This window comes from Faecalibacterium hattorii, assembly GCF_003287455.1.
GTDB classification, from domain to species: Bacteria; Bacillota; Clostridia; order Oscillospirales; family Ruminococcaceae; genus Faecalibacterium; species Faecalibacterium hattorii.
Map to the genome: position 1 here is coordinate 115,633 of NZ_PRLC01000004.1, position 24,694 is coordinate 140,326.

The 24,694-nt window shown below is 61.0% G+C and carries 22 protein-coding genes; 8 read left to right on the forward strand and 14 right to left on the reverse strand.

Annotation, left to right across the window (positions count from 1 at the left end; translation table 11 throughout):
- Positions 1-34 precede the first annotated feature (34 nt).
- From C4N23_RS04180 to C4N23_RS04215, 8 genes are all read right to left on the reverse strand, one after another.
- A complete protein-coding gene (locus C4N23_RS04180) occupies positions 35-2,227 on the reverse strand; it encodes a peptidoglycan D,D-transpeptidase FtsI family protein (protein ID WP_112144264.1) in 2,193 nt (730 codons plus the stop codon).
- Between the two features lie 25 nt (positions 2,228-2,252).
- Entirely contained in the window at positions 2,253-2,786 is a 534-nt protein-coding gene (mreD, locus tag C4N23_RS04185; protein WP_112144266.1) for a rod shape-determining protein MreD, read from the reverse strand.
- A 12-nt stretch (positions 2,787-2,798) separates the two neighbouring features.
- Positions 2,799-3,629, reverse strand: a complete 831-nt coding sequence (gene mreC, locus C4N23_RS04190) for a rod shape-determining protein MreC (RefSeq protein ID WP_242968054.1) — start codon at positions 3,627-3,629, stop codon at positions 2,799-2,801.
- 57 nt (positions 3,630-3,686) lie between these two features.
- On the reverse strand, positions 3,687-4,709 hold the full coding sequence (gene mreB, locus C4N23_RS04195; RefSeq protein WP_055189350.1) for a rod shape-determining protein: 1,023 nt from the start codon (positions 4,707-4,709) through the stop codon (positions 3,687-3,689).
- 170 nt (positions 4,710-4,879) lie between these two features.
- On the reverse strand, positions 4,880-5,431 hold the full coding sequence (locus C4N23_RS04200) for a Maf family protein (protein WP_112144268.1): 552 nt from the start codon (positions 5,429-5,431) through the stop codon (positions 4,880-4,882).
- A gap of 2 nt (positions 5,432-5,433) precedes the next feature.
- Positions 5,434-5,880, reverse strand: a complete 447-nt coding sequence (gene dut / locus C4N23_RS04205) for a dUTP diphosphatase (protein WP_112144270.1) — start codon at positions 5,878-5,880, stop codon at positions 5,434-5,436.
- 144 nt (positions 5,881-6,024) lie between these two features.
- Entirely contained in the window at positions 6,025-8,094 is a 2,070-nt protein-coding gene (locus tag C4N23_RS04210) for a U32 family peptidase (RefSeq protein ID WP_112144272.1), read from the reverse strand.
- The gene (locus C4N23_RS04215; RefSeq protein WP_242983720.1) at positions 8,081-8,569 is read right to left on the reverse strand and encodes a cell division protein ZapA; all 489 of its coding nucleotides are present in this window, start codon (positions 8,567-8,569) and stop codon (positions 8,081-8,083) included. The genes C4N23_RS04210 and C4N23_RS04215 overlap by 14 nt, the downstream gene beginning before the upstream one ends.
- A gap of 376 nt (positions 8,570-8,945) precedes the next feature.
- Here C4N23_RS04215 and C4N23_RS04220 point away from each other — a divergent pair, with 376 nt between their 5' ends.
- The 6 genes from C4N23_RS04220 to C4N23_RS14380 all read left to right on the forward strand — a co-directional run bounded on the left by C4N23_RS04220 (position 8,946) and on the right by C4N23_RS14380 (position 16,582).
- The gene (locus C4N23_RS04220; protein ID WP_112144275.1) at positions 8,946-11,342 is read left to right on the forward strand and encodes a glycogen/starch/alpha-glucan phosphorylase; all 2,397 of its coding nucleotides are present in this window, start codon (positions 8,946-8,948) and stop codon (positions 11,340-11,342) included.
- A 77-nt stretch (positions 11,343-11,419) separates the two neighbouring features.
- Positions 11,420-13,276 carry a glycoside hydrolase family 13 protein gene (locus tag C4N23_RS04225; protein WP_112144277.1) on the forward strand — a complete coding sequence of 619 codons (1,857 nt, stop codon included), beginning with the start codon at positions 11,420-11,422 and terminating at the stop codon, positions 13,274-13,276.
- Between the two features lie 122 nt (positions 13,277-13,398).
- The gene (locus tag C4N23_RS04230; RefSeq protein ID WP_112144280.1) at positions 13,399-13,848 is read left to right on the forward strand and encodes an NfeD family protein; all 450 of its coding nucleotides are present in this window, start codon (positions 13,399-13,401) and stop codon (positions 13,846-13,848) included.
- 15 nt (positions 13,849-13,863) lie between these two features.
- On the forward strand, positions 13,864-14,772 hold the full coding sequence (locus C4N23_RS04235; RefSeq protein WP_172678620.1) for an SPFH domain-containing protein: 909 nt from the start codon (positions 13,864-13,866) through the stop codon (positions 14,770-14,772).
- A gap of 95 nt (positions 14,773-14,867) precedes the next feature.
- Positions 14,868-15,350, forward strand: coding sequence for a YhcH/YjgK/YiaL family protein (locus C4N23_RS04240; RefSeq protein ID WP_112144283.1), 483 nt, complete (start codon positions 14,868-14,870; stop codon positions 15,348-15,350).
- 86 nt (positions 15,351-15,436) lie between these two features.
- Positions 15,437-16,582: a GNAT family N-acetyltransferase gene (locus C4N23_RS14380; RefSeq protein ID WP_112144285.1), complete on the forward strand. Its 1,146-nt coding sequence runs from the start codon at positions 15,437-15,439 to the stop codon at positions 16,580-16,582.
- A gap of 53 nt (positions 16,583-16,635) precedes the next feature.
- Here the strand turns inward: C4N23_RS14380 and mgtE are convergent, their stop codons facing one another.
- The 6 genes from mgtE to acpP form a co-directional block, all read right to left on the reverse strand.
- Entirely contained in the window at positions 16,636-18,015 is a 1,380-nt protein-coding gene (gene mgtE / locus C4N23_RS04250) for a magnesium transporter (RefSeq protein WP_112144288.1), read from the reverse strand.
- A 298-nt stretch (positions 18,016-18,313) separates the two neighbouring features.
- Positions 18,314-18,964 carry an ABC-2 transporter permease gene (locus tag C4N23_RS04255; RefSeq protein WP_112144291.1) on the reverse strand — a complete coding sequence of 217 codons (651 nt, stop codon included), beginning with the start codon at positions 18,962-18,964 and terminating at the stop codon, positions 18,314-18,316.
- The gene (locus tag C4N23_RS04260) at positions 18,961-19,803 is read right to left on the reverse strand and encodes an ABC transporter ATP-binding protein (protein ID WP_112144293.1); all 843 of its coding nucleotides are present in this window, start codon (positions 19,801-19,803) and stop codon (positions 18,961-18,963) included. The genes C4N23_RS04255 and C4N23_RS04260 overlap by 4 nt, the downstream gene beginning before the upstream one ends.
- 3 nt (positions 19,804-19,806) lie before the next feature.
- Positions 19,807-20,178 carry a GntR family transcriptional regulator gene (locus tag C4N23_RS04265; protein ID WP_005932304.1) on the reverse strand — a complete coding sequence of 124 codons (372 nt, stop codon included), beginning with the start codon at positions 20,176-20,178 and terminating at the stop codon, positions 19,807-19,809.
- A gap of 143 nt (positions 20,179-20,321) precedes the next feature.
- Positions 20,322-21,761 (reverse strand): proline--tRNA ligase, encoded by a 1,440-nt coding sequence (proS, locus tag C4N23_RS04270; RefSeq protein WP_055189379.1) that lies wholly within the window; start codon positions 21,759-21,761, stop codon positions 20,322-20,324.
- 133 nt (positions 21,762-21,894) lie between these two features.
- Complete coding sequence (gene acpP / locus C4N23_RS04275; protein ID WP_055189381.1) at positions 21,895-22,128, reverse strand: acyl carrier protein; 234 nt, start codon at positions 22,126-22,128, stop codon at positions 21,895-21,897.
- Between the two features lie 250 nt (positions 22,129-22,378).
- On the opposite strand from acpP, the gene dapF reads away from it, so the two are divergent.
- Together dapF and C4N23_RS04285 are read left to right on the forward strand one after the other, a co-directional pair.
- Positions 22,379-23,227 carry a diaminopimelate epimerase gene (dapF, locus tag C4N23_RS04280; protein WP_112144295.1) on the forward strand — a complete coding sequence of 283 codons (849 nt, stop codon included), beginning with the start codon at positions 22,379-22,381 and terminating at the stop codon, positions 23,225-23,227.
- Between the two features lie 223 nt (positions 23,228-23,450).
- The gene (locus C4N23_RS04285) at positions 23,451-24,638 is read left to right on the forward strand and encodes an LL-diaminopimelate aminotransferase (protein WP_112144298.1); all 1,188 of its coding nucleotides are present in this window, start codon (positions 23,451-23,453) and stop codon (positions 24,636-24,638) included.
- The last annotated feature ends 56 nt before the right edge of the window (positions 24,639-24,694 follow it).

Genomic DNA, 24,694 nt, shown 5'->3' on the forward strand with positions numbered 1-24,694 from the left:
CCTCACCTTTTGCATTTGCTGCATCGCGAAGGGTTCATTCGTCGGTATTTCCGGCGGCGGCAGCGGCTGCGGCCGGGTCCACCGCAGGGTCGGCGGCCGTCCCGTTGTCCGTTGCTGCGTCATCCGCGGCCGTTTCGGGCTGAGCCAGCGCATCGGAAACGGTATCATCCACGGTGAGGGTGCCGTCCTTCATGGCGTAGTAGGCATTGAAGATATCCGCCACGAGCTGACCGGTGCGGGCACCCGCGCCGCCGTACTCCACCACGATGCCGATGGCGATCTCCGGGTCTTCCGCCGGGCCGTAGGCGATCATGGCGGCGTTGGTGTAGTGCTTATAGGTGCTGCCGACGTAATAACCCTCGCTGCGCTGGGGGCTGCCGGTCTTGCACGCGATGGTGTAGGGGTAAGCTGCCAGCGCCGGGATGGTCTGGGCCACGCCCTTCATACCTTCCCGGACCAGGTCAAAGGTCTCCCCCTTGTCCTCGACGACATCCATGACCTCCGGCTGCGTCTCTTCGAGGGTCTCGCCGGTGTTGGAGTCGAGGATGGCCTTGACGAAGTGGGTGCGGTAGCGGGTGCCCCGGTTGGCCAGCGTCGCGGCATAGGTCGCCAACTGGATGGGAGTGACGGCGGTGTTGCCCTGACCGATGGCGGCTTGGATATCCAGCGATTCGGTGTAGTTGGAGTCGTTCTTGGTGGTCAGGTGGCCCAGCGCCTCGCTGACCTCTACACCGGTGCGCTGGCCGAGACCCAGCTTGTAGGCGTAGGCATCGTAGACGTCGCTGGTCAGGCGGCGGCCCACATCGTAGAAGAAGATGTTGCAGCTCCACTTGATCGCGTTGATCACATCGATGGGGCCGTTGCCGTGGCCGTGCTGGGCGCAGCGGGGACGGTAATCCTTATAATAAGTGTAGACGCGGGTGCAGTTGACGGTGGAATTCCGGTTCAGCAGCCCGGTGTCCAGCCCCGCCACGGCAACGCTGGGCTTATAGGTGGAGCCGGGGGTGTACAGGCCCTGCAGCGCCCGGTTGAACAGGGGCATATTCTCGTCGGCGCTGTACTCGCTGTACTGGGCGGCATAGAGGTTCTGGTCAAAGCTGGGGTAGTTGGACGCCGCCAGCACGCCGCCGGTCTTTACGTCGATGACGACCACCGCGCCCGCGTTGGCCTGTTTGCTGTCCGCGTAGGTGTTTTTGATCCATTCCACATTCTTCGCCAGCGCCTGATCGACGGCCTTCTGGAACTCGCTGTCGATGGTGAGCTGGACCGTATGACCCGGCTCCGGCACGGTGGTGAGGGCCGTGTTCACAATGACGCCGTCCGAATTGCGGGTGATGGTCTCCACGCCGTCCTTGCCCCGCAGCTCGTCCTCATAGGCAGATTCCAAGCCGGAAATGCCGATGATGTCGTTCATGTTGTAGCCTTTTTCCTTGAGCGGGTAGGTCACCTGACCGTTCTCGTCGGTCACCTTCCACTTTTCGGCGGTGATCTTGCCCACCCGGCCCAGCACATGCGGCAGGACGGTGCCCTGCTCGTAGCTGCGGGTGCTGGTCTCCACGATCTCCACACCCGGCAGGGAGAGGCTGTTTTCCTTGATGGTAGCCACGGTGGCCTCGCTGACGTTTTCCGCCATGACAAAGTTGTTCACGTTGGAAAACGCCTGAAGCTGCATCTCATAGTGGATGCCGCTCAGCACCCGCTGCCAGTAGAGGGAGAAATCGGCGAGGTCGTAGTCCTCCACCAGCTTTTCCATCACATCGTCGGCGGTGGCATACTGCTGCAAGCCGAGGTTGTCTTTCATGGCGGCAAGGGCCTTCTGCTCCGCAGCGTTGTCGCTGGCCGCAGTGAACTCATAGTGGCCCGCCGCATCCGGCTGGCCGATGAGGAGGCTATCGTTCCAGCTCTCGCCGTTCTTGCCCAGCAGCCCCACGATCTTCTGGAGCATGGTGTCGAGGTCTTCGTCCCCCATCAGCAGCTTGTTGAGCACCACGCTATAGCCCGTGGTGCTGGAGGCGATCCGCTCGCCCTTGCTGTCCACGATGTCGCCGCGGGCGGCAGTGACGGTGAATTTATAATCGGTGGTGTTGGTGGCCTGCGCCGTGAAGCTGTCGCCATTGACCAGTTGTAAAAAGATCAGCCGGAACCCATACAGTCCGATGATCACGGCGGCGGCGGCAATGAGGAGCATCATCCGCCGCACAGCCGTTTTGCGTTCGTCTTGGTTCATCCGTTCTCCTTTTGGCGCAGCCGGTTCAGACTATGCCGTTGTCGATCTTGAATTCCGCATGGATGCGGCGCACACACCCGAACACCAGCGCACAGACCGGGATGGTGAACACCGCCGTGGGCAGCACGAACCACAGATACCGCTCCACAGCCCCGCTGTAGCCGGGCATGTAGTAGAAGAACAGCCAGTCCAGCGAGAGCACCAGCAGACTTGCCCCCAGCGCCAGCAGGACGAAGTTCGCGGCGGAGGCTTTGAAGTAAAGCTGCACCACCGCCGAGAGCAGAAAGCAGAGCACCAGCAGCTCAAAGGCCAGCATCCCCACCGTGCGGCCGGCGGTATAATCCCACATCAGGCCGCAGACCGCGCCGAAGATGCCCCCGGCGAACTCGTCCTCTTCCACCGCGACGGCCAGCGCCAGCGGCAGCAGCCAGAGCGGCTTTGCGTCGCCCAGTTGGAACAGGCCCGGCGTGGTCTGCAAAACCGTGCACAGCAGCATCAGCAGCGTATAGCAGACCCATTTGATGATCTGGCTGCGGCTGCGCTTGCGGCGTGATTCCATGGCAGGGCCTCCTCAGAAATTGGTAATGATGAATGCGTGGCGCACCGTGCGCGGGTCGGTGCCCGGCGTGATGACCGCGATGGACGATTTGCCGCTGACTTCCGGCACGACCTCCTTGACCACGCCCACCAGCACATCCGCTGGGAAGACCCCGCCGAGGCCGGTGGTGATGACCTGATCGCTCTTCTGGGTCAGGGTGTTGCGGTTCAGGTTGGTCAGCACACACGCGCCGTCCGCCGCGTAGTCGGCGTTGCCGGTGATGATGCCGTTATCCCGCGTGCGGGAAACGACGCCGGCGGCGTTGAAGTTCGGGTGCAGAATGGTCATCACCTTGCAGCTCGTAGCTTCCACTTCCACCACCATGCCCAGCAGGTAGCCCTCGTCGCTGACGACGGTATCGTTCACTTCGATGCCGTCCACCGAGCCCTGATCCAGCGTGAAGCCGTAGAAGGGATCCAGCGGGTCGCGGCCGATGACGAAGGCCGAGGTGCAGCTCATCTCCGGGCGGCTGCTCTGGATGTTGGCCAGTGCCTTATAGGCCTCGTTTTCGGCCTTGATGCGGTCGTAATCCACCATCTGCCTGCGCAGCTCGGCGTTTTCCTCGGTGAGCTGCTGGTTTTCGGCGATGATGTTGTCGATGTTGGTGTACTTCTCCCACAGGGAGGAGACGCCGCTGCTGACCATGGCCGCCGCCTTCTGGAACGGGGCCACAGCCACGCTCAGCAGTTCCTGCGGGGCGGCGGTCAGGCGGTCGTTCGCGCCCGCGTAGGCCATGATGCCCACCAGAAACACCGCGATGCCGATGAGGATCTTAAATTTCCATGTGTCGAAAAAATCTTTCAAGGGAAGTTCCTCCGGTTGCAAAAAAGCGCGGACAGCCAGAGCCATCCGCACTCTCCGTTACATATGAGCTCCGTCGGTGTCCAGAACGTCATGCAGGACATCCACATGATCCAGCACAGCACCTGCGCCCTTGGCCACGCAGTCCAGCGGGTCCTCGGCCACATGCACGTCGATGCCGGTCTCGCTCTGGATCAGCTGATCCAGACCGCGCAGCAAAGCGCCGCCGCCGGTCAGGGTGATGCCGTGGTCGATGATGTCGGCGCTCAGCTCCGGCGGGGTGCGCTCCAGCGTTTCCTTGATGGCGCTGGTGATCTTGACGAGGCACTCCAGCAGAGCCTCGCGCACGTCCTCGGAGTGGACGACGATGTTCTTGGGTAGGCCGTCCACAAGGTTGCGGCCCTTGATCTCCATGGTCATTTCGGGGTCCATGGGGTAGGCGGAGCCGATCTCGATCTTGATCTGCTCGGCGGTGCGCTCACCGATGAGCAGGTTGTACTTGCGCTTGATGAAGGCGATGATCGCCTGATCGAACATATCACCGGCCATCCGGACGCTGCGGGAGGCCACGATGCCGCCCAGCGAGATGACAGCGATCTCCGCCGTGCCGCCGCCGATGTCCACGATCATGCTGCCGGTGGGCTCGCTGATGGGCAGACCCGCACCGATGGCGGCTGCCATCGGCTCCTCGATGACGGAGACCTGACGGGCACCGGCCTTCAGGGTGGCCTCACGCACGGCGCGGCGCTCCACCTCGGTCACGCCCGACGGGATGCAGATGACCACGCGGGGGCGGGAGAACATGCTGTTGCCGCATGCCTTCTTCAGGAAATTCTCCAGCAGATTGGCGGTGATGTCGAAATCGGCGATGACGCCGTCCTTCAGGGGGCGGACCGCCACGATGCTGCCGGGGGTGCGGCCGATGACGGCCTTTGCCTCGGTGCCTACGCACCGGACCTCGTCGGTCTTGGTATCCACAGCCACGACCGACGGCTCCCGCATGATGATGCCCTTGCCCTTCATGTAAACCAGAGTATTGGCGGTACCCAGATCAATGCCAACGTCCTTTGACAAAAAACTCATAATGAAGCTCTCCTTCGTATTTCCGGTCTATTCCAAAACGCATGGCGGCGCAAACCCATTCGCCGCCCATCGCAGAATAACACGACTATATTATAGCCGCAAGCAGAGGTTTTCTCAAGCGTTTTAACAAGTTTTCCCGGATTTTTTCATAATTCTCCGCGCCAAGCCGCTCAAAATTGTTGAAGCAGCCGGATGGTGCGGCTGACGGGCAGCCCCATGATGGTGTAATAGTCGCCCTCGATGGCGTCCAGCCAGAGCGCTGCGCGGCCTTGGATGGCGTAGGCACCGGCCTTGTCGTAAGGCTCCTCGGTGGCGGCGTAGCGGTCGATCTCCGCTTCCGGGATGGGGAAAAATTTCACGCGGCAGGTATCCACGAAGCTTTCGGTCCGCTCCCCGTCCGAGATGCAGACGCCGGTGTGGACCTCATGGGTCGCGCCGGACAGGGCCCGGAGCATCCGCTTGGCATCGGCGGGGCTGTGGGGCTTGCCGAAGACCTCGCCGTTCACGTCCACCACCGTGTCGCAGCCGATGACCACTGCCCCGGGGTGCTGGGCCGAAACGGCCAAACATTTGCCCCGCGCCAGCTCTTCCACCAGCCGTGCCGGGGTGGGGGCCGTGACGGCGCTCTCGTCAAAATCGCTGACGCAGACCGAGAAATCGGAGGTGTATAAGCTCAGCAGCTCCCGCCGCCGGGGGCTGCCGGATGCTAGAATAAGATCCATCGTTACCTCCCCGTCGAGCCGAAGCCGCCCTCGCCCCTCTGGGTATCGCCCAGCTCTTCCACCTGTGCAAAGGCAGCGGTGTAGACCGGCGCGATGCAGAGCTGAGCCACCCGCTCGCCGGGCTGGATGGTATAGGCTTCCTGCCCCAGATTGACCATGGGCACCTTCAGTTCGCCGCGGTAGTCGCTGTCCACCACGCCGACGCCGTTGGCCATGCAGAGGCCGTGCTTGATGGAAAGGCCGCTGCGGGCATAGACCAGCGCGACGCAGTAAGCCCCCGGCAGCTCGATGGCAAGGCCGGTGGGCACCAGCACCCGCTGCATGGGCTGGACCGTCAGCGGCGCATCCAGCACCGCACACAGGTCGGCCGCAGCGGCACCCGCCGTCGCGTAAGCGGGCACCTTTGCCCGCGCATCCAGCACTTTATAGTTTACGGTGATATCTTCCATTCTATTCTCCACTCCTGCCTCCCCGCTTTCGCGGAGCCCGGCATTTTTTGAAAAATAATTTTTGATTCGTCTCATTCGAACGGACCCGACATGCCAAGGGCTCCCCTATCAGGGGAGCTGGCACGCGAAGCGTGACTGAGAGGTTTAATTCGTTCCTTTGAAATAAAGCCCGCGGGTGAAGTCGCCCTCAAAGGGGGCGTGCTGGCGGATGGCGTCCAGAATCGCCGCCGCTTCCTCCCGCGTTTCCAGCGTGAAATAAGCCACGCCGTAGTCCACCGTCAGAGCACCGGGCTTGTCTCCCATATAAATAGGTACGGGATTGTAGATGGTCCGCACGCCCATGCCGCACCGCACCGGGAACTTTTTGGCCTTGCGGTCGGTCAACACGCCGGTCTTGTCGCAGTGGGCGCAGTCGTGGATGTTCTGCAGCGGGCACGCGCGGGTGACCATCAGCGGCATATGGCCGTAGATGAGGACGCCCGTGGGCACCGGCTTGCCGTTTTTCGTCGGCGCAATGGTGGAAATATCGCTGTCCTTGACTTCCGGCAGGATCAAGATCGAGTCAAGGCCGTGGTCGGCATAGAACTGGGCCGACAGGTCGTTGGTCACATTCAGGCCGAAGCCGCCGGAGAGGGGCAGCCCCCTGCACAGCCGCAGGTGGGCGATGTTGCCGGCCTCGTACCCGGCAAACCCGGCGTCCTGCGTGGCCGCGATGCGGCGGGCCGTGTCCGCTTCCAGCGCGCCGAACATGACGCGGGGCAGCTCCAAGATGGTCTTGCTCCGCCACTCGCGGGGGACCCGGTCGGCCTGTGCGATGGGCAGGATCAGGTACTCGATGCCGGAAAGGGCCCGCTCCGGCACCTGATCCCAGTGCTCGAACCGGGCGCGGAGGGTGCGGTGGGGCGGCAGGGTGCGCAGGGGCAGCGGAGGCAGGGTGACCTCGTTCACCGGCCACGGGTGCAGGACCTCGCGCTTCTGCTGGAGGCCTTCCAGCGCGGTGCGGCGCAGCTCGTTGACGGCGCTGCCCGGCACGAACCACGGCCCGCCGTCCATTTCCACGTCGATTTTCTCCACCGCGAAGGGGGTGCCGCCCGTCTTGGACAGGCTGCGCTGCAAGCTCTCGGTGGGGTCGGTGCGGGCGGGCTGAGGCTCGGCGTCGCCGTAGGCAAAGGCGCGGTTGCCCTCGTCGTCGGTGACGGTCAGCTTCTCGCCGCCCTCCTCGATCTCCAGCTTCATCTGCACCGGCACGCGGGAGCGCTCGCGGCGGTAGAGTTCCCGCAGGGCGGGCAGGGTCTTCTTGGTCAGCTCTGCGTCGGCCTCGCTGCGGACGCCGAACATGGTGCCGTCGATCTTCCCATCCAGATAGCCGGAGGTGAAGCCCGAACGGCTGAAGGCATTTTTCAACAGGTCCCGGTCGTAGGCACGGCCCTCGCGGCCCGCCAGACAGGCGCTGACCGCAGCGGCCACGTACTCCGGTGTGCGGAGGCGGCCCTCGATCTTGGCCGAGGCCACCCCGATGGCTTGGAGCTTGTCCAGCTTGTCGATGACCGAGTTATCCTTGAGGGACAGGTGGTGCAGACGGCCCGGCTTGCCCTCCGGCAGGGCGTTGGCCTCAAAGGGCAGACGGCAGGGCCCCGCACAGGAGCCGCGGTTGCCGCTCCGTCCGCCGAGGAAGGCCGACATATAGCACTGGCCGCTGACGCACATGCACAGCGCACCGTGGACGAAGCACTCCGTCTCGATGCCGCAGTTCTTGGTGATGTGCTCCACTTCGGGCAGGCTCAGCTCGCGGGCCAGCACCACGCGGGTGAAGCCCAGCTCCTTCAGCTCCAGCGCGCCCTGTAAGGTGTGGACGCTCATCTGGGTGGAGCCGTGGCGGGGCAGCCGGGGTGCGATCTGCCCGATGAGCTGGGCCACCGCAAGGTCTTGGCAGATGACGGCATCCGCCCCGCTTTCGGCCACGGCCCGCACGGCATCGGCCAGTTGGGCCAGCTCGCCGCCGTAGACGGTGGTGTTCAGCGCCACATGCACCTTGACCCCCCGCACATGGCAGAAGCGGACGGCCTCTTTCAGGCTGTCCGCCGTAAAATTTCCCGCGCCGGTGCGGGCGTTGAAGCCCGCAAAGCCCAGATACACGGCGTCCGCCCCGCTGAACACAGCGGCACGGAGCATCTCTTCACTGCCCACCGGGGCAAGGATCTCAATCTTCGGCATTCTGTTCTCCCTGTTTCTCCTGCTCGGCCTTTTCGCGGCTCTGCTCCTTGGCCTTCATCCGGGCCAACTGCTCCCGCAGGGCCGCATTTTCGCGCCGGAGCGTCTCATTTTCCGCCTTGGCCTTGTCCTCGGCCAGTTTGGCGCGGGCTGCGTCCGCGATGTAATCTTGGATCTGGCCGCGCATGTTCTCGGCGCTGCCGGTGCTCTTTTTGTACTCGTCCAGATAATCCATGGCGCAGAACACCGCCGCTTTGGTCACCGAAAGGTTTTCGTTGCCGTCCAGCAGCTTTGCGATATCCTCATCCAGCTTCTTGGCCAGAGAGGTGATATACGTTTCCGAATCCGTCGTTGCGATCGCGTAGGGCGCGCCCGCAATGTTCACTCGTACTTTATTAACCATCGTATCCTCACTTTGCGCACTGCGCAGTTCCGGCACGGCGGGCGTGTTTCGAATTTCCCGGTTTTTCGGAGCCATTTTCGGGATTTTCGGGCACAAACCCGTCCGCGCCCGAAAACCGGAGCGCGGCTTTTTCGTTCTCAGCGGAATTTCTCGACGAATTGCCACGCCGCCACCGTTCTCCCCCGGCTGCGGCACAGTCCGCTTTCTTCTTATTATAATATAAAAGCAGCGCAAGAAAAAGTGCTAAATCCGAATTTTCAGCAGATTTGTCAGAAAGATGGAGCCAAAAATAGCAGTAACGGCAAAAATTGGCTCTTTTCCTTGCATTCACGCCCGGAACTGATTATAATGATATCGTTATGCAGCAGGGCTGAGGGAAAGAGGAGAGGTTCCCTGCTACGTTAAAATTCAAAAACAGCACCTAAGTGAGTGTGCGGATAGGAGTTCCTTTATGACTACGAAAGAATTTGCAAAAATTCTTCAGGACAAGCTGACCAGCGAGTACGGCGTGGATCTGAGCGTTGCTTCCAACCAGCAGATCTATCGTTCCCTCGCTTTGATCTGCCGCCAGATGATGAGCGAGAACCACAAAAAGTTCCAGTCCAAGGCCATTGGCACCGGTGCCAAGCAGGTTTATTACCTGTGTATGGAGTTTCTGATGGGCCGCAGCCTGAAAGTGAGCCTGTTCAACCTCGGTCTGAACGATGTAGCCCAGCAGGCACTGGCCGCTGCGGACATCAGCATTGACAGCATCTATGAGGAAGAGCCGGATGCAGGTCTGGGCAACGGCGGCTTGGGCCGTCTGGCTGCCTGCTATCTGGACGGCATGGCCACCACCGGCATCTGCGGCACCGGCTACTCCATCCTGTACGAGTACGGCATCTTCAAGCAGAAGATCGTGGACGGCTGGCAGCAGGAGCGCGCTGACAACTGGCTGCCCGGCGGTCAGGTCTGGCTGAAGAGCCACCCCGATCAGGCCATCGAGGTCCGCTTTGACGGCGAGATCCACGAGAACTGGGATCACGGCTTCCACTATATCCAGCACACCAACTACAACAGCGTCATGGCTGTCCCCTCTGATATGTATGTGCAGGGCTACGACGGCAAGGGCGTCGCCAAGCTGCGCCTGTGGCAGGCAAAGGCCCCGGACTTCGATATGTCCAGCTTCTCTCTGGGCAACTACAACACCGCGATGAGCAAGAACGCCAACGCGGAGCTGATTTCCAAGGTCCTGTACCCCAACGATAACCACGTCGAGGGCAAGATCCTGCGTCTGCGCCAGCAGTACTTCCTGTCTGCCGCTTCCATCGGCGATATCGTCCAGAACCACCTGTCCACCTACGGCACGCTGGAGAATCTGGGCGACAAGGTCGCCATCCAGTTGAACGATACCCACCCGACCCTCGCCATCCCCGAAATGATGCGCATCCTGCTGGACGAGTGCGGCTTCGACTGGGACAAGAGCTTCGCTATCTGCCAGAAGGTCTTCGCCTATACCAACCACACCGTCATGGCCGAGGCTCTGGAGAAGTGGAATGTGGACATCTTCAAGATGACCCTGCCCCGCATCTATCAGATCGTGGTCGAGATGAACCGCCGCGCCCGCGAGGAGCTGGAGAAGGCCTTCCCCGGCGACGAGGGCAAGATCAACTATATGGCCCTGATCGGCGACAATCAGGTGCGCATGGCCAACATCTGCGCCTACACCGCCAACAGCATCAACGGCGTCTCCAAGCTGCACAGCGAAATCATCAAGGAGAGCGTCTTCCACGATTACTATCTGTTCAAGCCGCAGGCCTTCAAGAACGTGACCAACGGCATCGCTTACCGCCGCTGGCTGCTGGCCTCCAACCCGGAGCTGTGCAAGCTGCTGGACGAGACCATCGGCGAGGAGTATAAGCACGACGCCTCCAACCTGTCCAAGCTGAACAAGTACGCTGACGACAAGACCGTTCTGAAGCGGATCAACGAGATCAAGCTGAGCAACAAGAAGAACTTCGCCGCTTATCTGGAGAAGAGCACCGGCCAGTCCATCGACCCCAGCTCCATCTTCGATTGTCAGGTCAAGCGGATGCACGAGTACAAGCGCCAGCACCTGAATGCGCTGAACATCGCGGCACAGTACCTGTACCTGAAGGAGAACCCCAACGCCGACTTCATCCCCAAGACCTATATCTTCGGCGCAAAGGCGGCTCCCGGCTACTATATGGCCAAGCAGATGATCCGCATGATCTGCAAGCTGGGCGATCTGATCAACAACGACCCTGCTGTGCGCGACAAGCTGCGCGTGGTCTATCTGGAAGAGTACTGCGTCTCCCTGAGCGAGCACCTGATGCCCGCTGCCGAGGTCTCCGAGCAGATCTCTCTGGCTGGCACCGAGGCTTCCGGTACCGGCAACATGAAGTTCATGCTGAACGGTGCCATCACGCTGGGCACGCTGGACGGCGCAAATGTCGAGATCGCCGACGCTGCCGGCAAGGAGAACGAGCTGATCTTCGGTATGCTGACTCCTGAGGTCAACAACCTGAAGCAGGTCGGCTACCACCCCAACGCGTTCATCATGGGCGACGATGTGGCCAACGCAGCTCTGAACTTCTTGGAGCGCGGCTGGAACGGCGAGAACTTCCACGAGGTCACTGAGAACCTGCGCAGCAACGACCCGTATATGGTCATGGCCGACTTCAAGGATTACCGCCGTGCACAGGCCGACCTGCAGCGCCTGTATGCCGACCGCGAGACTTGGGCCCGCATGAGCCTGAAGAACATCGCCAACAGCGGCATCTTCAGCGCAGACCGCTCCGTGCTGGATTATGCCCGCGATATCTGGCATGCACCTGTCGTGAAGTAACCCCTTAAAGACATGAAGCAAAGCTCCGGACTGTACAACGGCTCCGGGGCTTTTTTTGAGAAAGGAACGACCCCATTTTGTCTTGTCTGTTCAACAGCTTCGACCCCTATTTCAAGCAGCCTTTCGGCGCGGTCCGAGCCGGACAGAGCGTCCGGCTGTCCCTCTGCGTGCCGGAAGACCTCGGCTATGTGGACCCGCACCTTGTCCTCCAGAAGGAGGGCAAGTTCGATGTGCCGGTCTACTACCGGATGAACTTTGATGGCCAGACCCCCAAGCAGAACCACTTCTCGGTGGAGGTGACCCTCAACGACCCCGGCCTGTACTTTTATTATTTTGACCTCTACACCGACTTCCGCCGCATCGTGCGCGGGCCGGACAACTGCGGCGTGGTCAGTTGGCAGGACGGCGAAAAGTGGCAGATCACAGTCTACGATGCCGCCTTCGAAACGCCGGCTTCCATCAAGGGCAAGGTGTTCTACCAGATCTTCCCCGACCGCTTCTGCGAGGGTGTGGAAAATAAGCCCATGCCCTTCCCCGACCGCATCTATCAGGCCGACAAGCACGCCGAGCCCTTCTGGCAGCCCAACGAGGTGGGCGGCCACCTGAACGAGGACTACTTCGGCGGCGACCTCAAGGGCATCCAGCTCAAGCTCCCCTACCTGCACGAGATGGGGATCGACTTCATCTACCTGAACCCCATCTTCGAGGCCCACTCCAACCACCGGTACAACACCGCCGATTACCTGAACGTGGACCCGCTGCTGGGCACCAACGAGGACTTCGAGACCCTTTGCGCCGAGGCCAAGAGGTACGGCATCGGCATCGTGCTGGACGGCGTGTTCAGCCACACCGGCTCCGACAGCCGGTACTTCAACCGGGAGGGCCGCTACGGCGAGGGCGGCGCCTACCGCGACCCCAACTCCCCCTACCGCTGCTGGTATGACTTTGACCCCAAGTACAAGGGCGGCTACCGCAGCTGGTGGGGCTTCGAGACCCTGCCGGAGGTCAACGAGGAGACGCCCTCTTATGTCGAGTTCATCACCGGCGAGGGCGGCGTCATCGACACATGGCTGCGGCGGGGTGCCGCGGGCTTCCGGCTGGATGTGGCCGACGAGCTGCCGGACGAGTTTATTGAGAAGATCCGCACCGCCGTCAAGCGGGTCGGGCCCGAAAAATTCCTACTGGGCGAAGTATGGGAGGATGCCACCACCAAGTACGGCTTCAACCAGCGCCGCACCTACCTTCTGGGCAAGGGGCTGGACAGCGTGATGAACTACCCGTTCAAGAACGCCGTGTTGGATTTCGTCAAGGGCAAGCCCGCTGAACAGGCTGCCAATGAGATCCTGACCATCTGCGAGCACTACCCTGCCCCCGCCATAGACACCGCGCTGAACTTCCTCTCCACCCACGACACCGAGCGGGCGCTGACCGTCATCGCGGACGAACCCGCCAACGGCCGGGGCCGCCAGTGGCAGAGCGGCCGCTGCGTGACCGGCGACGCCTACGAGGAGGGGCTGCTCCGGCTGCGGATGGCCTACGCCATCATCTACACCCTGCCGGGCGTGCCCTGCCTGTACTACGGCGACGAGATCGCGATGCAGGGCTACCGTGACCCGTTCAATCGCGCCTTCTTCCGCTGGGATGCTCACGAACAGCGGCTGCGGCCCGTGCTGGCCCAACTGGCCCAGCTCCGCCACACCTGCGAGGCGTTCCGCACCGGCAAGCTCTGGGTGCTCCGGGCTGAGGGCGGCATCCTGCACTACCAGCGCATCGGCGAGGTGGAGACGGCGGAGATCATCGTCAACCGCACCGAGCATATCATCGTGGAGACGCTGGCCAGCGGCAAGAGCACCGAGGTGAACCCCATGGGCTTCACCATCGTGGTGGAAGAGGTCGGCCATAACCCGAACCATAGTTATTACGATTATGTTTAACTCCCTCCGGCATCGCCCGCGCGATGCCGCCTCCCTCATGGAGGGAGGCTGTTACCTAAATCACGACATCTTGTATTTTTAAGAGTTTTGTTATACAATAGACAAAGAAGGAGGGAGTGCAAATGTCCATCGATCCTATTTTCTGGCTCATTGCAGCGGTCGGGTTCCTCGTGCTGGAGGGGATGACCTTCAGCATGGTGTCCATCTGGTTCGCGGCGGGCAGTGCCGCGGCCCTGCTGAGCTGTCTGTTCCATCCGCCGTTCAAGGTTCAGGCCGTGGTGTTCATCGTGGTCAGCGTCCTGTGTTTGGCGGCTTTCAAGCCGCTGACCCAGCGGCTGCGCCAGAAGCCTACCCCCACCAACGGCGACCGCAGCCTTGGCCGCGAGGCCAAAGTGCTGACCCCCGTCTCCGCCGAGGAAACGGGCCGCGTCCGGCTGGACGGCGTGGACTGGAACGCCCGCTGCGCCACCCCCGGCGACACCCTTGCCCCCGGCCAGAGCTGCCGCGTGACCGAGATCCACAGCACCCTGCTCATTGTGGAACCTGTCCTCACCGAATCATCCACTCACTGACAAAGGAGCGTATCTATGCCTATTATGCTATTTGTGATCCTTGCCCTGATCTTCGTGGTTCTGGTGATCGTTGTCACCAATATCGTCATCGTGCCGCAGTCGATGGTCTACGTCATCGAGCGTCTGGGCAGCTACTCCGCTACATGGACGGCCGGCCTCCACGTCAAGATTCCCTTCGTGGAGCGGGTGGCCAAAAAGGTCAGCCTGAAGGAGCAGGTCGCAGACTTCCCCCCTCAGCCGGTCATCACCCGCGATAACGTCACCATGCAGATCGACACCGTCGTGTTCTTTCAGGTCATGGATGCCAAGCTCTACACCTACGGCGTGAATCAGCCCATCGCGGCCATCGAGAGCCTGTCCGCCACCACCCTGCGCAATATCATCGGCGAGATGGAGCTGGACCACACCCTGACCAGCCGTGACGTCATCAACGGCAAGATCACCGCCATCCTTGACGAAGCCACCGATAAGTGGGGCATCAAGGTCAACCGTGTCGAAGTCAAGAACATCATCCCGCCGCGGGAAATTCAGGAGGCCATGGAGAAGCAGATGAAGGCCGAGCGCGAGAAGCGCGCCGTCATCCTGAAGGCCGACGGTGAGAAGCAGGCGGCCATCACCGCCGCCGAGGGCGAAAAAGAAGCCGCCATCCTCCGCGCCGACGCCGTCAAGCAGCAGCGCATCCTCGAAGCCGAGGGCGAGGCGCAGGCCATCCTCGCCGTGCAGAAGGCCAACGCCGACGCCATCCGTCTGCTGAACGAGGCCATGCCCAACGACAAGGTGCTGGCTCTTCGCAGCTTGGAAGCTCTGGCCAAGGTCGCCAACGGCAAGGCCACCAAGATCATCATCCCCTCCGAGCTGCAGAACCTCGGCGGCGTGGTGCCCAGCATCAAAGAGCTGCTGACCGACCCGAAGGAAGCCGAATAACCGTTCCGCCCCTGCGTGATCCGCTCCGCAGGGGCTTTTTGTTGCAAAACCGCCGGTTCTGTGGTAGGATAAGACAAAAAACGAAGGAGTTTTCTATGATCTACGATACCCTGAACAACCTTCCCAACTACCTCGGCATGAGCGACAACCTCGACGCTGTCATCGAATTCGTCATGGCGCGGGACATCAACAACCTGCCCGCCGGGAAGACCCGCATCGACGGTGAAAAAGCCGTTGTCACCGTCAGCACCGTGACCCCGCAGGTGGGCGGCAAGGTGCCCTTCATCCGCCGGGACAATCACCTGACGCTGGAGACCGACCTTGAGGGCAGCGAACTGTTCGAGGTCTCTCTGGGCGAGTTTTCCCCCACCAAGCCCACCGACGAAGCCGCCGACCTGACCGTGGGCAGCGCGGACACCAGCATTGCGGGTATGCTCTGCGAGGGTCGGTTCGCGCTTTATCTGGCCGGGGAACCCTATCGATCCGGTCTGAAAGCGCAGGGCTGCGGCAAGCTGAAAAAGGCCGTGTTCAGCATTGAATTGGACGCCGATGAAGAGGACGGTGCCGAAGAAGAATAAGCGAACTTCTCTCCTCCACGCAGCGTAGGTTGCGTGGAGTGTTTTTGTATGGTATCCTGTTACAAACACAAATGGGAGGAATTTTTATGGATACTTACGTTACCGGCAGCACCATCCGGCTGCTGCGGGAAGCCAAGGGCCTGACCCAAGCCGAACTGGCGGGCAAGCTCGCCGTCAGCGCCAAGACCATCTCCAAATGGGAGACCGCCAAGGGTCTGCCCGATATCTCTCTGCTGGAACCGCTGGCCGCCGCGCTGGGCGTCAGCGTGCTGGAGCTAATGCAGGGCGAGCCGGTAGTCAACCGGAACCGCGCCGCCAATTTGCTGCGCTCCAAGCTCTACGTCTGCCCCATCTGTGGGAATGTGCTCCACGCCACCGGTCAGGCGGTGGTCAGTTGCTGCGGCATCACTTTGCCCGCATTGGACATCGCCGACGCCGACCCCGCCGACGAACACCACCAACTGACCGTGGAGCGGGTAGAGGATGAACTCTTCGTCACCCTCCATCACCCGATGGAAAAGGACCACTTCATCTCCTTCATCGCCTACCTCACCGGCGACAAGCTCCAGCTCGTCAAGCTGTACCCGGAGGGCGAGGCGAGCTGCCGGTTCCCGCTGCGTGGCGCAGGGGTGCTCTACTTCTACTGCAACCGCCACGGCCTGATGAAAGCCCCGGATTTCCGCACCGCCACCCGCCGCACGGCGCCCCAGAAGATCCATCTCCGCGAACCGGACGAGGGCGACCGGGAACAGGTCATGGCCTACCGGAAAGAATTCTTGGCCATCGGCTCCCGGATGGACGGCACCTCGGCGCTGGATAAGTACGACGATTTCGACGCATGGCTGGCTGCGATCCGGAATCTCAAATTCCCGGAGACGACCCCCGCCGGGCTGGTCCCCGCCACCGAATATCTGGCGCTGGACGAGCACGAGCACCTCGTGGGCATGACGAACCTGCGCCACTACCTGAACGACTACCTGCTGACCTACGGCGGGCACATCGGCTACAGCGTCCGCCCCTCCGAACGGCAGAACGGCTACGCTACCCAGATGCTCCGCCTGACGCTGGAAAAAGCGAAGGAGCGCGGTATTGCCAAAGTGCGCATCTGCTGCGACCACTACAACGTCGCCTCCGCCAAGACCATCCGCGCCAACGGCGGCGTCCTCGAAGACGAAGCCTATGATTCGCTGGACGGAACGCTGACCCAGCGGTATTGGATCTCCAACGTATAAAACGAAAAGCTCCGGCACGCGATGTGTGCCGGAGCTTTTTCGTTTTATTCACTTTAACCCAGATGGAAAATATCGATCAGGACGATCATGGCAAGGCCATAGTAGACGACCACGGCAACGAGGTCGTTGATGGTGGTGATGAGCGGGCCGGAAGCCACGGCGGGGTCGATGTGGATCTTATGGAACAGCATGGGGATGATGGTGCCCACCAAGCTGGAAACGACCATTGCGATGATGAGCGCGACGCCGACGCAGCCGGACAGCAGGAAGGCCTCGCCCCACGCATACGCTTTGAAGAAGTGGATATAGCAGCCGAGGAAGCCCAGCGCCATGACGGCCAGCAGAAGGCCGTTCACCAGACCGACCCGCATCTCCTTCCAGAGGAGCTGCAGCTTTTTCGCGGGGGTCAGGTTCTCATCCACCAGCACGCGGATCGTCACGGCCAGCGACTGCGTACCGACGTTGCCGGCCATATCCAGCACCATGGACTGAAAGCAGATGACGATGGGCAGCACAGCCACCACCGACTCGAATGCGCCGACCACCGAGGAAACGAGCATCCCAAGGAAGAGCAGGGCGATCAGCCACGGCAGACGCTTTTTCACGCTCTCGAAGACGCCCTCGTTCAGATCCTCCTCGCTGGTCAAGCCGCCCAGTTTTGCGTAATCGTCGCCCATCTCGTCATCCACCAGCTCCACCACGTCGGAGGAGGTGATGATGCCGACCAGCCTGCCCGCATCGTTCAGCACGGGGAGCGAACGCTCGGCGTAGTCCACGATGCGGTCGATGCAGTCGCTGATCTTTTCGTGGTCGGTCACGTAGGGGTAGTTCCGGGCGATCAGCTTTTCCAGCTTCTCGTCCGCGCGGGCAATGATGAGATCCTTCAGGTCGATGGCACCGTAGAACTTGTCTTCCTCGTCCACGACGTAAAGGGTGGAGATGTTGTCGTTCTCGCCCGCCTGTTTCACCAGCTCACTCATGGCCTGACGGATGGTCATATCCTTTCGGATGCAGATGTAGTTGGTGGTCATGCTGCTGCCGATCTCGTCCTCACCGTAGGAAAGCAGCATCCGGACATCCTCGGCGGAGTCCTGATCCAGTTGTTTGACGATCTTGTCCTTATCCTCTTCTTCGAGGTCATCCAGCACGTCCACTGCATCGTCCGAGTCCATGTTCGAGACGACCTTCGCGGCCTTCTCGGAGGGCAGTTCTTTCAGGTACGGCTCCGCATCGTCGAGGTAGGAGAAGATCTCGGCCACTCGCTCGACACCCAGCACCGCGTACAGCTTCTGACGCTCGTCCGGTGTCAGGGCCGCCAGCGCATCGGCAAGGTCGTTCTCGTGGTAGTCGGACAGACGCTCCGCCAGTTCCTGCTGCGGAAGGCCGCTGTGGATGAGGTTCAGGATCTCTTCTTGGTAGTTTTTCTTCTGCATCTTGGTTCCCTCCCTGCCCATTCCGGGCATAAAAAATACACCGCGTCAGTCGGGATCGACCTCCTGCGGTGTATCATGGGCACATGCAGTTCAGGACGCGGCAGACTCGTTCGCCTTGCCCGCATCGCAGGAGGAGCGTTGTTTAGGGTGATCCGTATGGTCACTGGACATGGAAATCAAACGCCTCCTGTAAAAAGATTTGCCCTTCGGCCCCGTTATGATACTACGGCCGGGCGGATTTTTCAACCCCTTTTACAGTTTTTTTACCAGATTATTGCTATATTGCACAAAGAAAAGCCTACTTCTTATACTTTCCATACCATGCCACCGACACCCGCCATGACACGGCATACAGGGCCAGTACCGCCAGCAGAAGCACTGCGGCCAGCCAGAGGGGCACAGGAAGCGGTTCACTTCCCGTGCCGTTCTGCTGCAGTTCATCCATCACGGCACCGCCGCCGCCCAGCAGGGCACCCAGTCCGGCAAAGGTCAGGACGTAGATCATGCGGGCTTTTTCGGCCCCAAAGCGGTACAGCAGCGGCAGGGAAATACCGTTGATCAGCAGGATGGCACACACACTGCCCGCCAGCAGGGACAGCACATCCTCGTCCGGGGCCGTTCCGGTACGCAGAGGGATCACCGTTACGAACAGTCCTCCGATTACAACAGCCGCCGCAGCGCAGAACAGACCGATGAGGTACTTTTCCGCCACCAGCGTCTTTTTGCTCACCGGAAGCGTCCGGCCATACTCCACCCAACCGACGCTCTGGTCGTAGGTGAGCAGGTTCACCGGCAGGATGCCCAGAAAAATGGCCGCATAACTCACCGGAAACACATAGGCGTTCGATGTGCTGAGCACCCAGATCACCAGCACAAATGCAACCGTCAGGTACATGGTTTTCATACTGGTTCTGACCTGATACCAATCCTTCAACAGCAAACCTTTCATCGCACATTCTCCCCTTTCACCATCAAAACGAACAGTTCTTCGATGCTCACCGGTGTCAGGGTGCTGCCCGCCGGGACAAGTTCCCTCTTCACCAGTGCCTCGGCCCCGTAGGCTGTCACCCGACGGCTGACGATGGCGTTTTTATCCAGCTCCTCCAATTGCCCGGCAGTGCCGTGCCAGAGGGCGTACTCCTCCCGCAGCGTGTCCTTGTCCTCACAGAGCAGGAGCTTCCCCTTGTGCAGAAAGGCAATGGTATCGCAGAGCTTTTCCAAATCGCTGACGATGTGGGACGAGATCAAAATTGCATGGTTCTCATCCCGCACAAAGTCCAGCAGCAGATCGATAAGCTCATCCCGTACCACCGGATCCAGACCGCTGGTGGCTTCGTCCAACAGCAGCAGCTTGGGGTGATGAGAAAGTGCCACGGCAAGGCACTGCTTCATCTTCATGCCGGTGGAGTAGTCGCCGTACTTCTTGTTCTCCGGAAGGTCAAAGCGGCGGCACCAGTCGGCGTAGGCGGCGGCATCCCAATTGGGATAGATGCCCGCCATCACTTTACCCACCTGCGGCGCGGTCAGGCAGGTGGGGATGCCCTCGCCGCCCAGCACCACGCCGATATCGGCTTTGGCAAGCGGGGTGATCCCCTCCTGTCCGAACAGCTTCACAGTGCCAGCGTCCCCGTCGATCATGTCCAGAATCAGCTTAATGGTCGTGCTCTTGCCCGCGCCGTTCTCACCGATCAGCCCGCAGACTGTGCCGCCGGGCAGTTCCAGATCAATGGGCCCCAGCGCAAAATCCGGGTAGTGCTTTTCAAGGCCGTGCAGTTCTAATGCGTTCATGGTTCATTCCTCCCACAGCAATTCCAACATTTCGGTCAGTTCCTGTTTGGTCAGCCCGCAGGGTGCCGCCAGCCGGACGGCTTCCGTCAGGTGTGCTTCGATTTTTTTCAGGTTCTCTTCCCGGAGCAGCTCGGTGTTTTTCGCTGCCACGAAAAAGCCCTTGGCGGGCACCGCATACAAAAAACCCTCCTGTTCCAGCTCATCGTAGGCCCGCTTTGTGGTGATAACGCTGATGCGCAGGTCCCGCGCCAGCCCCCGGATGGATGGCATAGCCTCCTCCGGCTGTAGTTCCCCGCTCAAAATCTGGTTCTTGATCTGGGTGTAGAGCTGCTCGTAGATGGGTGCACCGCTCTTGTTATCGATGAAGAGATTCATGTCTGCCGCCTCCGTTGCGTCTGTATATTTACAGTATATACAGTAGATACATGGTTGTCAATAGGCAGACACAAAAAAGCAGCTCTCCCGCCCAACGGGAAAGCTGCTTTTTTCATCTGATCAGGCTCTGACTATGGGGCGGCTTAGTAGGCGATGCCCCAGTAGACCATCTTGGTGGCGGGCTTGCCGCAGCAGGGGCAGACATCGCTGAGGTGCTCCTGCTCGAAGGGCATACAACGGCTGGACAGGCCAGCCTCTTCCTTCATCTTCATCTCACAGGCAAGGTCGCCGCACCACATGGTCTTGATGTAGCCGGTGTTGGCCTTGGCCAGCGCCTTGACTTCGTCCATGGTGGTGGCGGACCAAGTGCGCTCCTCGCGGTTCTTCAGGGCGCGCTCGTACAGGTCCTTGCGCAGGGCCTCCAACTGGGCGGGGATGGCAGTTTCCAGCTCGTCCAGAGAGACGAAGATCTTCTCGCGGGTATCGCGGCGGACGAGGACGCACTGGTTCTTTTCGAGGTCCTTGGGGCCGATCTCCAGACGGAGGGGCACGCCCTTCATCTCCCACTGGGAGAACTTCCAGCCGGGGGCGTTGTCACTGTCGTCCAGCTTGACGCGGGCATACTTGCTGATCTTCTCGGCCAGCTCAGCGGCCTTCTCGGAGACGCCGGGCTTGTGGGCTGCGATGGGCACCACGACCACCTGAATGGGAGCCACAGCGGGGGGCAGGATCAGGCCGTCGTCGTCGCCGTGGGTCATGATGATGGCACCCACCAGACGGGTGGATACGCCCCAGCTGGTCTGGAACGGGTGGTGCAGCTGGTTGTCGCGGCCGGTGAAGGTCACGTCATAGGCCTTGCTGAACTTATCGCCGAAGTAATGGCTGGTGCCGCTCTGCAGGGCCTTGCCGTCCTTCATCATGGCTTCGATGGTGTAGGTGGCTTCGGCACCGGCAAACTTTTCCTTATCGGTCTTGCGGCCCTTGACAACAGGGATGGCGAGATCCTGCTCGCAGACGTCTGCGTAGCAGTCCAGCTGCTGCTGGGTCTCAGCCTCAGCCTCAGCGGCGGTCTCGTGGATGGTGTGACCCTCCTGCCACCAGAACTCACGGCTGCGCAGGAAGGGACGGGTGGTCTTCTCCCAGCGCACGACGCTGCACCACTGGTTGTACTTCATGGGCAGCTCGCGGTAGCTGTGCAACACGCGGGACCAATGGTCGCAGAACATGGTCTCGCTGGTGGGGCGGACGGCGAGGCGCTCTTCCAGCTTGTCCGAGCCGCCCATCGTGACCCACGCCACCTCCGGCGCGAAGCCATTGACCAGCTCGCCTTCCTTCTGCAGCAGGCTCTCCGGGATCAGGACGGGCATGGCCACGTTCTCATGGCCGGTGGCCTTGAAGCGGGCATCCATGTCCTTCTGGATCAGCTCCCAGATGGCCTGACCATAGGGGCGCAGGATGATGAAGCCCTTCACGCTGGAATACTCGACCAGCTCTGCCTTGACGCAGATGTCGGTATACCACTGTGCGAAGTTCTCCTCCTGACTGGTGATCGCCTGCACGAGTTTCTTGTTGTCTTTTGCCATTTTATTTTATCCTCCAAAGCCGTGCGCCAAACGTCCGGTCTCTCTTGGCCGTTCCGCACGAACTCATATTAAAAGCCCCGCCGCAGCACCGCCGTGTGCAGCGCCGGGAAACGGGGCCTTTTGCAAAACCAAATCAGCCCTGATGGCTGTCCACAAAGTTCACCACGTCACCCACGGTGCGCAGATTTTCGATGGCGTCGTCGGGCACTTCGATGCCGAACTCGTCCTCCAGCGTCATGACCATATCCACGATGTCAAGGCTGTCGGCCTCAAAATCGCTCATGATGTCACTGTCCATGGTGATCTTGGCGGGGTCAACATCCAGTTGTTCTGCCAGCAGTGCACGGATCTTCTCAAAGGTCTCCATTATCACGGTCTCCTTTTGTCATCGATTCTTTGTTGTCACCCTACGCGCGGCCCTCGCCGCCGCACAGAGCACTCTCTATTTTTTATATCCCATGGGCCGCATCTTGTCAAGCCCTGTTTTGCGTTCCGGGCCGGGCCGGGCGGAAATTTCCGATAAAAATTGCCGAAAGCGCCTTTTTTCGCTTGACAGAACCCCGTTTGCTTCTTATCATAATAGTTGGTTCGTTATAACTACTGAAAGGATGAACGCGATGAAACTCTCATTCACCAAAATGCAGGGCTGCGCCAACGACTATCTCTATCTGGACTGCCGGGCTTCCGGCGTGCCGGAGAAGATCGTCCCCTTGGCGCAGAAGCTCTCGGCGCGGCACTTTTCGGTGGGCGCGGACGGCATCATCTGCATCTGTGCGCCCCGCACACCGGGGGCGGACGGCACCATGCGCATCTTCAACGCCGACGGCAGCGAAGCGCAGATGTGCGGCAACGGCATCCGCTGCGTGGCCGAGTGGCTGCATGTGCACGACCCGGCCTGTGCGGAAAAGTCCGTGCTGAAGATCGACACCCAGAGCGGACTCAAAACGCTGACCCGCATGGGCGAAGAGCTCTGGCAGGTGGAGATGGGGGTCTACTCGGCCATGGCCGCAGACCTGCCCGCCGTGAACATGGGCGAAGGGCCGTTGGTGCGCTGCCCTCTGGAGGTAGACGGCAAGCCGTGGAATGTCACCTGCATCAGCGTGGGCAACCCCCACTGCGTGACCCTTGTGGACGATGTGGACAGTCTGAAGCTGGAAGCCATCGGCCCGGCGTTTGAGCGCCACCCGAACTTCCCGGAGCGGATCAACACCGAATTCGTCGAAGTGGTGGACGCCACCCACCTGAAAATGCGGGTGTGGGAGCGCGGCAGCGGCGAAACGTGGGCCTGCGGCACCGGCACCTGTGCCACAGTGGCGGCGCTGGTGGAGCAGGGCCTCTGCCCCGTGGGCGAGGATGTCCATGTAGCGCTGCGGGGCGGCGAGCTGACCATCCGGGTGCTGCCCGGCAAGCAGCTCCTGATGACCGGCGCAGCAACGACTGTTTACGAAGGCATCGCTGAAGTTTAACGTCCTTGCCCTCTCCGTCATCGCTTACGCGATGCCACCTCCCCCAAAGTGGGAGGTTTTAGCAGTTCCGGGAAGTTTATCTTCTTGCAAAAAAGCTCCCCCTTTGGGAAAGACTCCCTCCGGCCGGAGGGAGATGTCGCATATGCGACAGAGGGAGGACAGCTGGACGCGAAGCGGACTGAGAGGGCGAGCAATCTAATATTAAGAATTGAGGGAACACATTATGAAAATGAATCATCATTACGGCGAGCTGAAAGCCAGCTACCTGTTCGTGGACATTGCCCACAAGGTCGCGGCCTATCAGGAAGCACACCCCGAAAAAGAGATCATCCGTCTGGGCATCGGCGACGTGACGCAGCCGCTGGCCAAGTGCGTCGTGACGGCCATGCAGGATGCCGCCGCCGAGATGGGCACCAAGGAAGGCTTCCACGGCTACGGCCCGGAGCAGGGCTACCCCTTCCTGAAACAGGCCATTCAGGGTTACTACGCAAGCCGCAATACCAAGCTGGACGAGGACGAGATCTTCATCTCCGACGGTGCCAAGAGCGACTTGGCCAACGTGCTGGGCCTGTTTGACGTGGACAACACCGTTCTGGTTCCGGACCCCGTCTACCCCACCTATGTGGACGACAACGTGACCGACGGCCGCAAGATCATCTACAGCCGCACCAATCAGGAGAACGGCTTCCTTGGGATGCCTGACGACAGCGTGAAGGCGGACATCATCTACATCTGCAGCCCCAACAACCCCACCGGCGCAGCCTACACCCGCGAGCAGCTCAAGGAGTGGGTGGCTTACGCCAAGAAGAACAACGCCGTCATCCTGTACGACGCCGCCTATGAGTGCTTCATCACCGACGAGCATCTGGCCCGCAGCATCTTCGAGATCGAGGGTGCCCGCGAGTGCGCCATCGAGATCTGCTCCTTCTCCAAGATCGCCGGCTTCACCGGCACCCGCTGCGGCTACACCATCGTGCCCAAGGAGCTGGAGCGCGAGGGCATGAACCTGAACAAGCTCTGGCTGCGCCGCCAGACCACCAAGTTCAACGGTGTGCCCTACATCGTGCAGCGCGCGGCTGCCGCCGTCTTCACCGAGAGCGGCATGGCTGAGATCCAGCAGAACCTCGACTACTACCGCAAAAACGCCAAGGTCATCGCCGACGCGCTGGATGAGTGCGGCGTGTGGTACTGCGGCGGCAAGAACAGCCCCTACATCTGGCTGCGCTGCCCCGGCAGCATGAAGAGCTGGGAGTTCTTCGACTGGCTGCTGGAGAACTGCGGCGTCGTCGGCACCCCCGGTGTCGGCTTCGGTGAGTGCGGCGAGGGCTACTTCCGCCTGACCGCTTTCGGTGACGCCGAGAAGACCAAGGCCGCCGCCGAGCGCATCAAGACTGCCATCAAGGCTCTGTAAGATCTTTATTGTTTTTTCTGAGACAGAAAGAGGACCGGCTCACGCGAGCCGGTCCT